Raw genomic sequence first — 11,983 nt, forward strand, 5'->3', positions numbered from 1 at the left:
AGGGTTACTCGCTAATGAATGCTTATTCGTCGCTATCGGTAATCGGTTTACCCGCCATTTGGCTTAAGAACTCAAAGCGTTTTTTCAGATCGGCAGCAGCATCACGATACAACTGCTGAGCGACTTCGGGTTCTTGCGTATTCAAGCGGCGGAAACGCTGTTCCTTGAGCAAGGTATCTGCCAGATCGATGGACGGCGGACGAGAGTCCAGCGCCAACGGCAGTTTGCCTTCATCACTGCGGCGCGGATCAAAGCGATAGAGCGGCCAGAATCCGGTGGCAGTGAGCTGTTTCATTTGTTCATGGCTGTAGGCCAGATCGTAGCCGTGCTCTTCACAAGGACTGTATGCAATGATTAGGGATGGTCCAGGATAGGCCTCAGCTTCTTGAATGGCTTTCACCGTTTGGTTAAGCTGCGCCCCCAAAGAAATTTGTGCAACGTATACGTGACCATACATCATCATGCTGACGCCTAAATCTTTGCGCGCCTTACGTTTCCCATGCTCACCAAATTTCGTCACCGCGCCCAATGGCGTAGCCTTGGATTGCTGACCGCCGGTATTGGAGTAGCACTGGGTATCCAGCACTAATACGTTGATGTTTTCGGTCAGGCTCAAGACATGATCGAGCCCTCCGAAACCAATATCGTAGGCCCAGCCATCACCACCGATAAGCCAAACCGATTTATCAACCAGATAGTCGGCGTCGGTGATTAACTGACGAGCGTCGCCAGAGTCGATTTTCTGCAATTCTGTACGCAGTTTTTCAACCTGAATACGACGTTCTTCGATCGGCAAGTCGGGCTGATGAAGCTCATTAAGCAACTCTGGCGGCAACTGCTCAGCTAAGCTGTCTAACAGGCGGTTAACGCGCTGGCGATGCTGATCGATGGTTAAACGGAAGCCAAGACCAAACTCAGCGTTGTCTTCAAACAGCGAGTTGGCCCAAGCAGGACCACGGCCATCTGCGTTAGTGGTGTACGGTGTGGTCGGTAAATTACCGCCATAAATCGATGAACAACCCGTTGCGTTAGCAATCAGGAGGCGATCACCATACAGCTGAGTTAGCAGCTTAATGTAAGGCGTTTCACCACAGCCGGAACAGGCACCCGAGTACTCGAACAGCGGTGAAATCAGCTGTGAAGTACGGATATCAATACGCTCGATTTTACTGCGTTCGATCTCTGGCAGTTCTAAGAAGAAGTCAAAATTCGCTTTCTCTTCGGCCAAATGCTCTAAGCGCGGCTTCATGTTAATCGCTTTAATTTCAGGATTTTGGCGATCTTTCGCTGGGCACACTTCAACGCACAGATTACAGCCGGTGCAGTCTTCAGGCGCAACCTGCAACACGTATTTCTGTCCACGCATGTCACGCGCTTTGACGTCCAACGAATTCAGTGATTCAGGTGCATTTTCCATCTCGTCAGGGGAAACGACTTTGGCACGAATTGCAGAATGCGGGCAGGCAGCAACGCAGTGGTTACATTGGGTACACAGCGGTGCTTCCCAAATTGGGATCTCTTCGGCGATGTTGCGTTTTTCCCAACGGGTGGTGCCCGTTGGCCAAGTGCCATCCGGCGGGAAGGCCGACACGGGTAAAGCATCGCCCAAGCCAGCTAGCATGGCGGCGGTAACGGTTTTCACAAAATCAGGCGCTTCATCGGAGACTACCGGTGGGCGCATGGCGCTGGTGTCATCAATAGGCTGTAGCGGAATGGCCGTTAATGCGGTACGTGAAACCGCCAGAGCCTGCCAGTTGCGCTCAACGATTTCATTGCCTTTGCTGCTATAGCTGCGCGTGATGGCATCTTGCAGCAGTTTAAGGGCATCGTCGCTCGGTAACACGTTGGTCAGATGGAAGAATGCCATCTGCATAACGGTATTGATGCGGGCACCGAGTTTGCATTCACGGGCAATTTTCGCCGCATTGATAATGTATACCTTGGCCTGACGCTGATGCAGCAACGCTTGCACATCTTTAGGCAGGTTATGCCAGATCTCATCGGCGCTGTAAGGCGTATTGATGAGGAAAACGCCGCCTGGTTTCAGACGTTCGACCATTTGGTATTTTTCAATGAACTGCCACTGATGGCAGCCAATGAAATCAGCTTGGCTAATTAGGTAGGCTGAATTGATCGGGTTATCGCTCACGCGTAGGTGAGAGACCGTCAAGCCGCCGGCTTTTTTGGAGTCGTAAACAAAATAGCCTTGGGCATAAAGCGGAGTACTGTTACCAATGATCTTGATGTTGTTCTTGGTGGCAGACACCGTGCCGTCGCTGCCTAAACCATAGAAGAGCGCTTCCAAACGTGTGCGCTGCGGCAGAAGTTCGTCGCTCAGCGGCAGAGATAGTCCGGTCACATCATCAAAGATGCCCACGGTAAAGCGTGGACGAGGATTATCAAGTTTCAGTTCGTTAAATACGGCTAGCGCGCAGTCAGGGCCAAATTCCTTGGAGGAGAGTCCGTAGCGCCCGCCGATAACGCGAGGCAATGTGTTGCGCTCGCCCCGGCTAAATGATTCAGCCAAGGCAGTCATTACATCAAGATACAGCGGCTCAGCTAACGCGCCCGGTTCTTTGGTTCGATCCAATACTGCAATGCGTGTTGCGGTGCTTGGCATCACTTTCAGCAGATGTTCGGCAGAGAAAGGGCGGAACAAACGCACTTTCAGCACGCCGACTTTTTCATCTCGGCTGAGAAGGGTATCAACGACTTCTTCACAGGTGCCAATAGCGGAGCCCATCAGGATCACAACACGCTCAGCTTCTGGGTGACCGTAATATTCAAATGGCTGATAGTGACGACCGGTCACCTCACCAAATGCCTGCATGGCATCGGCGACGTGCTGATAGGTTTCTTGGTAATAAGGATTGGTGGCTTCGCGTGACTGGAAATAAGTATCAGGGTTAGCTGAGGTTCCGCGGATCACCGGATGATCTGGCGTTAAAGCGCGTGCACGGTGCGCATCGATGGCGTCTTGCGGCATCAATGACTTAATGGTGTCGTCCGAAAGCGGAACGATTTTATTGATTTCATGAGATGTACGAAAACCATCAAAGAAATGAATAAAAGGAACGCGACTGTTAAGCGTCGCTATATGGGAAATCAGCGCGAAATCTTGTGCTTCCTGCACGCTATTGGCGCACAGCATGGCGCACCCTGTTTGGCGAACCGCCATGACGTCTGAATGGTCGCCAAAAATAGACAATGCGTGTGTTGCAACGGTTCGCGCCGCAACGTGCAGGACGAAGGGAATTAGCTGGCCTGCAACTTTGTACAGGTTGGGTATCATCAGCAGCAATCCCTGCGATGATGTAAACGATGTCGCCAAAGCGCCCGTTTGCAATGCGCCATGAACGGTGGCTATCGCCCCGCCTTCAGACTGCATTTCAACGACGCGTGGGATGTCGCCCCAGATATTGCGGCGTCCATCGCCTGACCAAGAATCTGCTTGTTCCGCCATGGTTGAGCTTGGCGTAATAGGGTATATAGCGATAACTTCACTGGCTCGAAAAGCCACTGAAGCCACTGCGTTATTACCATCAGTGGTGATCATTAAATGTACCTTTTGTTGCTCACAACGTAATACCGTCGGTCATTCAAATGGCAAGCGCAGGCTGCTCTTGAACTCTCTAAGATATATTGCACCGGACGCAGCAATGACAATCGAGCCACGTCTCATCATGGCATGATGATAGCAAAACATAATTAGCGGGCTTGTCAGTTTCATGGCATCGCAATGGATGCTGTGTAACAAAAAATAGAGGAAAGGAGGGCAGGATTAATATTAATTTACATTCTGTCATGTTCTCCAATAAGGTGATTAAAAAATGCTTATTGGAGAACGAAATAACGCCGCGTGATGAGATGTCTATTAGCGAATATCTATAAAATGTACGCCTTCGACCTGCTGTAAATTCTGATAGACCTCGCTGATATCCTGTTTTGGCCGTAGCGTGACATCGAGTGACATTTCGCACAGTTCGGTATCAACATCGTGCTGGTTAACGGTTAAATAGCCCGGTTTAAGCCGCATTTGTTGTAACGCTAATAAAATGCCGGACACGCTGGCAGGTACCAATTGAATAATGATGGAGTGGTGATGACCGATCAGGCGATTGCTCAACTGGCGGAAAACTTCGAGCACAATTAATGTCATTAGCGTGCCATAGATGCCAATCGCATACATGCCGCTGCCAATTACCAAGCCGATGGCGGCGGTTACCCAAAGCCCGGCCGCAGTGGTTAGCCCGCGCACGACCTGTTTTTGGATCATAATGGTGCCTGCACCGAGGAAGCCCATTCCGCTGACCACCTGAGCCGCAATACGACTCGGGTCTAATCCAACGTGTGATTCCATCAGGATGTCGTTAAAACCATACTTAGAGACAATCATAAACATGGCGCTGCCGATACCGACCAATACGTGCGTACGCAATCCGGCCTCTTTAGCCCGCAGTTGGCGTTCAATGCCAATGAGGCCGCCAAGAAATCCGGCTAATACGACGCGTAGCAATAAATCAGTAATCATTTGTTCCTCTCGCTGTAATTTTATTGTTTTGCAGAACGATTAAGCGTAAAAACGAATAATTATTTCACAGTACGCCCAGCTTTACGTAGCCGGCAATTTTATCTTAACCAGCCTACGGGAAAAACAGGCTAAAAGGCCTTATTTTCGTGCTATTAGCTTTTTGTAGCGATTTAGTTGATACATTAAGTTGGCATAGGGGCGTTATGTGTGAAAAATGTACCTAAGAGCCAGCCAATTAAGTACTAGCCAATATTGATCAACAAATAAAAAACTTTGAATAAAACACGGCGAGAGGAGTGAGTGGAAATGATAGCAAAGTTAAGTTTAGCGCTTGCGGTAGGTATTTTGCTCTCGGGATGTAGCAGTGAGCCTGAACAGCAGGCAACCAGTGCTAACGTTCATCAGCGTATCGGGATGTCAAACGCGGCGGCTGAAAATTGCGCGCTGGCGGGGGGCACTCTGGCACTTTCAAGCCAGCTCGATGGGAGTTCGGTCGGGATGTGCCAATTACCTGATGGTAAACGCTGTGGCGAATCTGCATTAATCCGTGGTGCCTGTCCCGCCAACTAATCTTGCTGTATTCTTCCGCTATCAATCATTGGGATAGCCAAACGATGATGCCGGCTATGACTCCAGCCGGCAGGGCGCATTGTCGAAATTACATCCAATCACGCTGCTGATAAACCAGTGTATGCTTGGCATTTTTCAAGATGAGTTGGCCCTTCACTAAAGAAATATCCGCGCCTTTGCTCAACACATCGCTGATGATCGGATCTAATTCCGCACGCGCGGGATCGATACACGCCATACGAGTCGAGGCTAAATTCTCTACCTTCAATGTATTATTGTTCAGCTCGCCTTGACCCATAAAGCGGTTACACATCGCTCCAGAAACATGCATTTTTTCGCCAAACTCAATACCGGGCTCCATACGCGTTTTCGCACCGGTGATAACTTTGCCATCTACGCTTTGCAGGACAAAATGGCGATGCAAGAGATCGCTTTGTTGCAACGGCTGCTGAGCCTGAGTCGTACACGCGGCAAGTAAAACCGAGCCTAATGCCAGAGTTAGCGTTTTAAATTTCATTGTATTGCCTCTATCTATTTCTACAGAATAATCGACGGCTTACACCGTAAACCTAAGCCTATTCTACTCGTTTACCCCAACTGATACATACCTTACTAAAAGCAGATTTTTCTTTTGCTTCACAAAAGCACCTTGGCGATAGGTTTTTTGTTTGCCTGTTTTGTTTCTTTCGGTTTATAAATCAACAGAAGTAAAAATGAAAATATCCCACGAATAAGATATTGAAAGATAAACACACAGAGGATGTTATGGTGCTGGATACGCCGGTCTTAATGACCGAACGACTGGTTTTACGGACCCACCGGCTTGAGGATTTTCCTGACCTTTGCGCCATGTGGTCAGATCCTGAGATTGTGAAGTTTATTGGTGGTTCTCCACAAACTCCCGAGCAAGTTTGGCAGCGTCTGTTACGCTATACAGGTAACTGGGCACTTTTCAATTATGGCTATTGGGCCGTTTTTGATAAGAGCACACAGCAATACATTGGCAATATTGGTCTCGCCGAAAATCATCGTGAAATTGAACCTAGCCTACGCTATCCCGAAATGGGATGGACGTTTATTCCTTCATTTCATGGTAAAGGCTACGCGTTAGAAGCTGCAAAGTGCGTTCTTGCCTGGGCGGATGAGGTGCTAAAAAAGCCGGTGTGTTGCATCATCGATGAAGAAAATGTTCGTTCGGTTCGTTTAGCTGAAAAATGTGGCTTCACGTTACGTAAAGAGACGGGTTACCACGGCAACATGATTTATATCATGGAGCGTAATAATGTGATCTCCAACACGGTCTAGGTCAAAAAACAAGCACGCAGTGTTTAGTCTCTAGCCACGGTGTAGGGGATACTAAGTCAACGCAGCATATTAACCTTTTTTCAAAATCAGAAAGAGGAGTGTGCCAGATGGTGAAGACTACCGCACAGCGTGTTTCAACGAGTGATGGAAACAATTTTGGCGAAAATAATATGGATTTTTTAGCCAGCAGCATTGCGTTAATGGAGTCGCAAGGACGTGAGATGGATGCCAGCAAGGTGTGTGGCAACATGTCGGCAAAGCAGCGTGAGCTGTTTAATCAGCGTTTAGCACATTATCGTCAGGCATTGCTGGTGGAGCATATCGCCTAAATTCGACGAGGGTTTTATCGCACTTTTAGTGCGAAGCTTTCAACACATAACCTCAAACAGAAAACCCCAGTTTGCACTGGGGTTTTGTTTTGGTATCGCTGAAACCAGAACTTAGGCGCTAATTACATTTTCACAGTGTTCACCGTTGACCAGCGTACGAATGTTATTGAGCGTGGTTTCAGAAATACTGGTCAGCGCTTCTTCGGTCAAGAATGCCTGATGCCCGGTAAACAACACGTTATGACAGGCTGACAGGCGACGGAATACGTCGTCTTGGATCACGTCGTTAGATTTATCTTCAAAGAACAGATCGCGTTCGTTTTCATAAACGTCCATTCCCAGCGAACCAATTTTCTGCTGTTTCAACGCTTCAATTGCCGCATCTGAATCGATCAGGCCGCCACGACTGGTGTTGATGATCATCACACCGTTCTTCATCTGGCCAAACGCAGACGCATCCAAAAGATGGTGATTTTCTGGCGTTAATGGACAGTGCAGGGTGATCACGTCAGATTTTTCATACAGCGTTTTCAAATCCACATATTCCGCGCCTAATTCCAACGCCTGTGGGTTTGGGTATGGATCATAGGCCAGCAGCTTCATGCCGAAGCCTTTCAGGATGCGCATGGTAGCCACGCCGATTTTACCGGTACCGATAACGCCCGCGGTGCGGTTATGCATATTAAAGCCAATCAATCCTTCCAGCGAGAAGTTGGCGTCGCGGGTACGTTGATAGGCGCGATGAATGCGGCGGTTAAGGCTCATCATCAAGCCTACGGCATGTTCGGCAACCGCTTCCGGTGAATAGGCCGGTACGCGAACCACCTCTAAGCCAAGCTCTTTGGCGGCTTGAAGATCAACGTTATTAAAGCCAGCGCAGCGCAGTGCGATAATTTTAACGCCGAGCGCTGCCAGTTCGGTTAGCACTTCACGGCTCGCATCGTCGTTGACAAAGATACACACCGCTTCACAGCCCTGTGCAACTTTTGCCGTTTTAGGGCTTAACAGAAAGTCAAAAAACTCCAGCTCGAAACCGAATTCTTTATTTACTAGTTCAAGATATTTGCGGTCATACTGTTTAGTACTATAAATCGCGAGCTTCATAGGGGTTTCTCCACCAGAAAAGTGTGATCATGATAGCAAAAATGAACAAAACAGACAAAGCGAACGACATTTAGTATGACAAATAAGCTGATGGCCTCAACGTGCACTTTTGCTGAACTAAAATTCAACACAACGGCTAGATTTATCTAGGATTTTGCCCGATTCGTTCAGATGTATCCATTATTATGATATGTTGCGGCAGATTATTAAAAAGCAAGGCGAATTATGATCAAGTGGCTCAAAAGGTTATTTGCAGCGCTGATCGCCATATTTTTGGCATTAACGTTTCTCTGGTTAACGGTGGCACATTGGCTACCGTGGGTAATAAAACAGTGGCTTCCTGCCGGAACGCGTGTGGAGTTTAGCGCTCGTCCGTATTGGTCGAACGGTGCATTGCATCTGCCGGGGCTAAGCTATCTAGCGGAGGATTGTCGTTTGGGCGATCTGTCTGCGGCACGTTTGCGCTATCAGCAAGGCCGCTGGCAAATGCTGGCAGACACGCTTGACGTAAATACCCAGTGTTTGGAAAAGCTCCCATCATCCGATACTCCCTCTGCACCGCTTGAGCTGGATAAAATTCAGCGCTCTTTACCGCTGTTTGACGTGGCGATAAATCATCTTGTCGTGAGCCCGTGGCAGGACTATGCCGGCGCCATCAGCGTGGTCAATAACGCCGATGGGCAGACGGTTCGCTACCGTAGCGATCGCCTTAGCCTTGATGCGCGTCTTGATGACAAACAAAAGCTGACGGTTAAAAAGCTTTCACTAAAAGTCCCTCAAACAGATCAACCGATTGAGCTGGACGGTGAGCTACAAATACCGCTGGATCTGGCGTCACTGCCGCGCAGTGGCAATATGCAGGCCCAGCTCAAAACGCCGTTTGTTGAGCAACCGCTGTTGCTGATTTCTGAATGGAAGAACAAACAAGGTAATTTGAAGATTGTTGCTAAGGGCGATAAAACGCCGTTGGCCGATTTGCCGTGGACGGTGAGCCGTCATGAGATCCACGTGAATAAAGGGCAGTGGCGTTGGCCTTATGCGCAGCAACCGTTGCAGGGCGGTATCGATCTCACCCTGACCAACTGGGATAAAAATTACCAGCAAACGCAAATTGAAGCGCGAATGAACGTGCTCACGCAGGGTAATCACGGCAAAGGTAACGTGGTCGTGAATCTTGGCCCAGGCAAACTCAGCGTGATCGATAGCAGTATGGCATTCCGCGTTACCGGTCTTGTGAATAGTCAAAACCTTTCTTTAACGGCGTCGATCCCCGGTTTACTGACCGGCAGCGTATTGAATCCTTTGCTGACGCTGGATAGTGGTTCACTGCTGCGGGCATGGGGGCGTTTAGACGATCAAACCACGCTGCAAGAAGCGCGTTGGCCGCTGGCAGGCATTAAGCTCAACGCGGAAGGTGTGACTGGTCGTTTGCAGGCGATCATGAAAGTCAAAGACAGCTACTGGGGTAATTTCAAATTGCACCTAGACGGTCAGGCGCAGCAATTCATGCCTGATAAAGGCCAATGGCAGTGGCAATATTGGGGTAACGGCGATTTACCACCGTTGGCAGCGAAATGGGACGTGGGTGGTCGTGGCGAATGGCTAGGAAATACCATCCGCCTGAATCAGCTCTCGACCGGATTTAATAAAATTCACTATGGCATGATGACGGTGGTCAAGCCGCGTTTAACCATTGGTCAGCCGATCGTTTGGGTTCGGGATGAAAAACAGCCGAAATTTACCGGTGCGTTCATGCTTGATACCCAAAAGGTGGAGCTGGAAAACGGCGGTTATCTCCCGCATGCCATTTTGAACCTTGCTGCTATCGGGACAGCACCGGATCAGTTCTTATTAAAGGGCGATCTTCACGCAGAACGCATTGGCCCTATTAAGCTAAATGGGCGCTGGGACGGGGAAAGACTGCGTGGTGAAGCCTGGTGGGCAAAACAACCCACGGCGGTATTCCAACCGCTGTTATCGCCCGATCTAAATATCACGCTGCGCGACGGTGATTTTTACGCACAGGCGGCATTCTCGGCCGCGCGAGAACAGGGCTTCGAGGCAGGCGGACACATGGTGGTGAAAAATGCCGGTATGTGGCTGAAAGACGGAGAGATGAGTGGATTAGATTTCATCATGGCCTATCGTCTGAAAAATGAGGTATGGCAGTTGGGAGCTAAACAGCCGATTAGCCTGCGGATTAAACACCTGTCTAACCTGTTTGAAATGAGCAATATTTCGGCTGACCTACAGGGCTACTATCCGTATAGCGATCGCGCTCCGTTGGTACTGTCAAACGTCGGTGTCGATATGCTGAAAGGCCACATTGGTTTTGATGCGCTGCGTCTTCCGCAACCGGCGTCAACGGTCTTGAGATTGAAAGATATCGATCTCAGCGTGCTGTTCACCGCGCTAAAACCAAAACAGTTTGCGATGTCAGGTCGGGTAGACGGTGAGCTGCCGCTGTATCTGAAAGATGCACAATGGCTTATTCGCAACGGCTGGATTGATAATGCGTCTATGCTGACGCTGCGTCTCGACCCTGATATGGCTGATGCGATGGCCGCTAACAACATGGCGGCAGGCGCTGCAATCGAATGGCTGCGTTATATGGAGATCAGCCGTTCGCGAGCCGAAGTTAATTTAAGTAATTTAGGGGTACTCACCATGGCGGCGACGATCCGTGGCGTGAATCCTCAGCAAAGCGCACACCGTGAGGTCGTGCTTAACTATCATCATGAAGAAAATATTTTCGAGCTTTGGCGGAGTTTACGTTTTGGCGATAATTTACAGGAGTGGCTGGAGCAAAGCCTCTCAACCCCTGCGAGGAGTGAGCATGAGCAACCTTAAGGTTTGGCTACTGGCGACGGCAGTCTGTGTACCATTGACGGGATGCATCCCCCGCATTGAGGTAGCCGCGCCAAAAGAGCCGATTACCATCAATATGAACGTCAAAATTGAACACGAAATTCATATCAAAGTAGATAAAGACGTCGAGAATTTATTGAAAACCCAGTCGGGGCTGTTCTAAGGAGAATCCGATGAGAAAGTCGTTAATCGCTCTGTTGGGTGCCGGTTTACTGTTTAGCAGCGCCGTTTTTGCGCTCACGCTCGATCAGGCCAAGCAGCAAGGCCGCGTGGGTGAAACCTTGAGTGGCTACATTGTGGCTATTAAACAGGACAAAGAAACACTGGCTCTGGTGCAACAAATCAATACTGGGCGTGCCGAGAAATATCAGGAAGTGGCGAACAATAACCATATCAGCCGGGAAGATGTCGCCAAAATGGCAGGGCAGAAGCTGGTGGAACGCGCTGCCTCTGGTGAGTATGTACGCGGTATCAATGGACAGTGGCTGCGAAAGCCCTAGTTTGAGTGACAGAAATACAGCCACAAAAAACGCGCTTCTGATCAAACAGAGCGCGTTTTTTATTTCTTGCTTACGACGTTATCCAGACACAGGCGTTAGAGGGTAAGCAATACTGAGAATACTTAAGCTGTAGCCAACTGATTAATCAGTGCTTTAGCATCTTGCTGCGCTTTGGTTGCCATCTCTGGGCCGTAAGCGATCCCTTCTTCAAACACGAATTCAACGTCGGTCAAACCAATAAAGCCCAAGAATACGCGCAGGTAAGGCGTTACCAAGTCGGTATTGGTATCTTTATGGATACCGCCGCGGCTGGTCAGCACATAAACTTTTTTGCCTTTCAGCAAGCCTTCAGGGCCTGCTTCGGTGTAGCGGAAGGTCACACCGGCACGCGCTACTAGGTCAAAATAGTTCTTCAACTGGGTTGGAATGTTGAAGTTATACATTGGCGCGGTAATCACGATAACGTCAGACGCTTTCAGCTCTTCAATCAGCGTATTGGATAATTCCAATGCTTCCTGCTGGCGTGGCGTTAATGGCGCATCAGAAGGTCGCAGCGCACCGACTAATTCACCGTCCAACACAGGAATTGGGTCTGCGGCCAGGTCGCGTACCTGAATTTTGTCGTCGCTGTGCTGCTGGCGCCATTGGTCAACAAAGTAATCAGCCAGAACGTTAGACTGAGAGTAGTTAGCCAGAATGCTAGATTTAAGAACCAATACGTTGCTCATGGTGATTTCCTTGTGACCTAATCGCTTAGGCTGTTTCAGACTATTTGT

11 protein-coding genes are annotated in these 11,983 nt (G+C 49.2%); 6 read left to right on the top strand and 5 right to left on the bottom strand.

Translation table 11 applies throughout. The features are described 5' to 3' along the window. Positions 1–22: 22 nt before the first annotated feature. Together nifJ and CPY98_RS10175 are read right to left on the bottom strand one after the other, a co-directional pair. A complete protein-coding gene (nifJ, locus tag CPY98_RS10170) occupies positions 23–3,556 on the bottom strand; it encodes a pyruvate:ferredoxin (flavodoxin) oxidoreductase (protein ID WP_096387571.1) in 3,534 nt (1,177 codons plus the stop codon). Positions 3,557–3,874: 318 nt separating this feature from the next. Beyond that, a complete protein-coding gene (locus tag CPY98_RS10175; RefSeq protein ID WP_043493174.1) occupies positions 3,875–4,531 on the bottom strand; it encodes an MgtC/SapB family protein in 657 nt (218 codons plus the stop codon). 306 nt (positions 4,532–4,837) lie between these two features. Here CPY98_RS10175 and CPY98_RS10180 point away from each other — a divergent pair, with 306 nt between their 5' ends. Next, the gene (locus CPY98_RS10180; RefSeq protein ID WP_040044979.1) at positions 4,838–5,101 is read left to right on the top strand and encodes a DUF333 domain-containing protein; all 264 of its coding nucleotides are present in this window, start codon (positions 4,838–4,840) and stop codon (positions 5,099–5,101) included. 88 nt (positions 5,102–5,189) lie between these two features. Here CPY98_RS10180 and CPY98_RS10185 read toward each other — a convergent pair whose 3' ends face one another. After that, positions 5,190–5,618, bottom strand: coding sequence for an META domain-containing protein (locus tag CPY98_RS10185; RefSeq protein WP_096387573.1), 429 nt, complete (start codon positions 5,616–5,618; stop codon positions 5,190–5,192). 248 nt (positions 5,619–5,866) lie between these two features. Here CPY98_RS10185 and CPY98_RS10190 point away from each other — a divergent pair, with 248 nt between their 5' ends. Together CPY98_RS10190 and CPY98_RS10195 are read left to right on the top strand one after the other, a co-directional pair. After that, entirely contained in the window at positions 5,867–6,406 is a 540-nt protein-coding gene (locus CPY98_RS10190; protein ID WP_043493176.1) for a GNAT family N-acetyltransferase, read from the top strand. Positions 6,407–6,513: 107 nt separating this feature from the next. After that, entirely contained in the window at positions 6,514–6,735 is a 222-nt protein-coding gene (locus tag CPY98_RS10195; protein WP_040044977.1) for a glycogen synthase, read from the top strand. A 111-nt stretch (positions 6,736–6,846) separates the two neighbouring features. On the opposite strand, the gene CPY98_RS10200 is transcribed toward CPY98_RS10195, so the two are convergent. Next, positions 6,847–7,839, bottom strand: a complete 993-nt coding sequence (locus CPY98_RS10200) for a 2-hydroxyacid dehydrogenase (RefSeq protein ID WP_043493177.1) — start codon at positions 7,837–7,839, stop codon at positions 6,847–6,849. 225 nt (positions 7,840–8,064) lie between these two features. On the opposite strand from CPY98_RS10200, the gene CPY98_RS10205 reads away from it, so the two are divergent. The 3 genes from CPY98_RS10205 to CPY98_RS10215 are packed head-to-tail and all read left to right on the top strand — an operon-like array spanning position 8,065 to position 11,207. Then, positions 8,065–10,689 carry a YdbH family protein gene (locus CPY98_RS10205; RefSeq protein ID WP_096387575.1) on the top strand — a complete coding sequence of 875 codons (2,625 nt, stop codon included), beginning with the start codon at positions 8,065–8,067 and terminating at the stop codon, positions 10,687–10,689. Continuing rightward, a complete protein-coding gene (locus CPY98_RS10210; protein WP_025801325.1) occupies positions 10,676–10,870 on the top strand; it encodes a YnbE family lipoprotein in 195 nt (64 codons plus the stop codon). The genes CPY98_RS10205 and CPY98_RS10210 overlap by 14 nt, the downstream gene beginning before the upstream one ends. A 10-nt stretch (positions 10,871–10,880) precedes the next feature. Next, positions 10,881–11,207 (top strand): YdbL family protein, encoded by a 327-nt coding sequence (locus CPY98_RS10215; protein WP_025801326.1) that lies wholly within the window; start codon positions 10,881–10,883, stop codon positions 11,205–11,207. Between the two features lie 122 nt (positions 11,208–11,329). On the opposite strand, the gene CPY98_RS10220 is transcribed toward CPY98_RS10215, so the two are convergent. After that, entirely contained in the window at positions 11,330–11,935 is a 606-nt protein-coding gene (locus CPY98_RS10220) for an FMN-dependent NADH-azoreductase (protein ID WP_043493181.1), read from the bottom strand. Positions 11,936–11,983 lie beyond the last annotated feature (48 nt).

The sequence above is a fragment of the Hafnia sp. CBA7124 genome (assembly GCF_002355555.1).
In the GTDB taxonomy this organism is placed as follows: domain Bacteria; phylum Pseudomonadota; class Gammaproteobacteria; order Enterobacterales; family Enterobacteriaceae; genus Hafnia; species Hafnia alvei.

What these genes read in the sequence shown, in the direction of transcription:
- CPY98_RS10190 (WP_043493176.1), top strand. Translation starts at nt 5,867, where the DNA reads ATGGTGCTGGATACGCCGGTCTTAATGACCGAACGACTGGTTTTACGG.
- CPY98_RS10200 (WP_043493177.1), bottom strand. Translation starts at nt 7,839, where the DNA reads ATGAAGCTCGCGATTTATAGTACTAAACAGTATGACCGCAAATATCTT.
- CPY98_RS10195 (WP_040044977.1), top strand. Translation starts at nt 6,514, where the DNA reads ATGGTGAAGACTACCGCACAGCGTGTTTCAACGAGTGATGGAAACAAT.
- CPY98_RS10215 (WP_025801326.1), top strand. Translation starts at nt 10,881, where the DNA reads ATGAGAAAGTCGTTAATCGCTCTGTTGGGTGCCGGTTTACTGTTTAGC.
- CPY98_RS10205 (WP_096387575.1), top strand. Translation starts at nt 8,065, where the DNA reads ATGATCAAGTGGCTCAAAAGGTTATTTGCAGCGCTGATCGCCATATTT.
- CPY98_RS10210 (WP_025801325.1), top strand. Translation starts at nt 10,676, where the DNA reads ATGAGCAACCTTAAGGTTTGGCTACTGGCGACGGCAGTCTGTGTACCA.
- CPY98_RS10220 (WP_043493181.1), bottom strand. Translation starts at nt 11,935, where the DNA reads ATGAGCAACGTATTGGTTCTTAAATCTAGCATTCTGGCTAACTACTCT.
- CPY98_RS10185 (WP_096387573.1), bottom strand. Translation starts at nt 5,618, where the DNA reads ATGAAATTTAAAACGCTAACTCTGGCATTAGGCTCGGTTTTACTTGCC.
- CPY98_RS10180 (WP_040044979.1), top strand. Translation starts at nt 4,838, where the DNA reads ATGATAGCAAAGTTAAGTTTAGCGCTTGCGGTAGGTATTTTGCTCTCG.
- CPY98_RS10175 (WP_043493174.1), bottom strand. Translation starts at nt 4,531, where the DNA reads ATGATTACTGATTTATTGCTACGCGTCGTATTAGCCGGATTTCTTGGC.
- nifJ (WP_096387571.1), bottom strand. Translation starts at nt 3,556, where the DNA reads ATGATCACCACTGATGGTAATAACGCAGTGGCTTCAGTGGCTTTTCGA.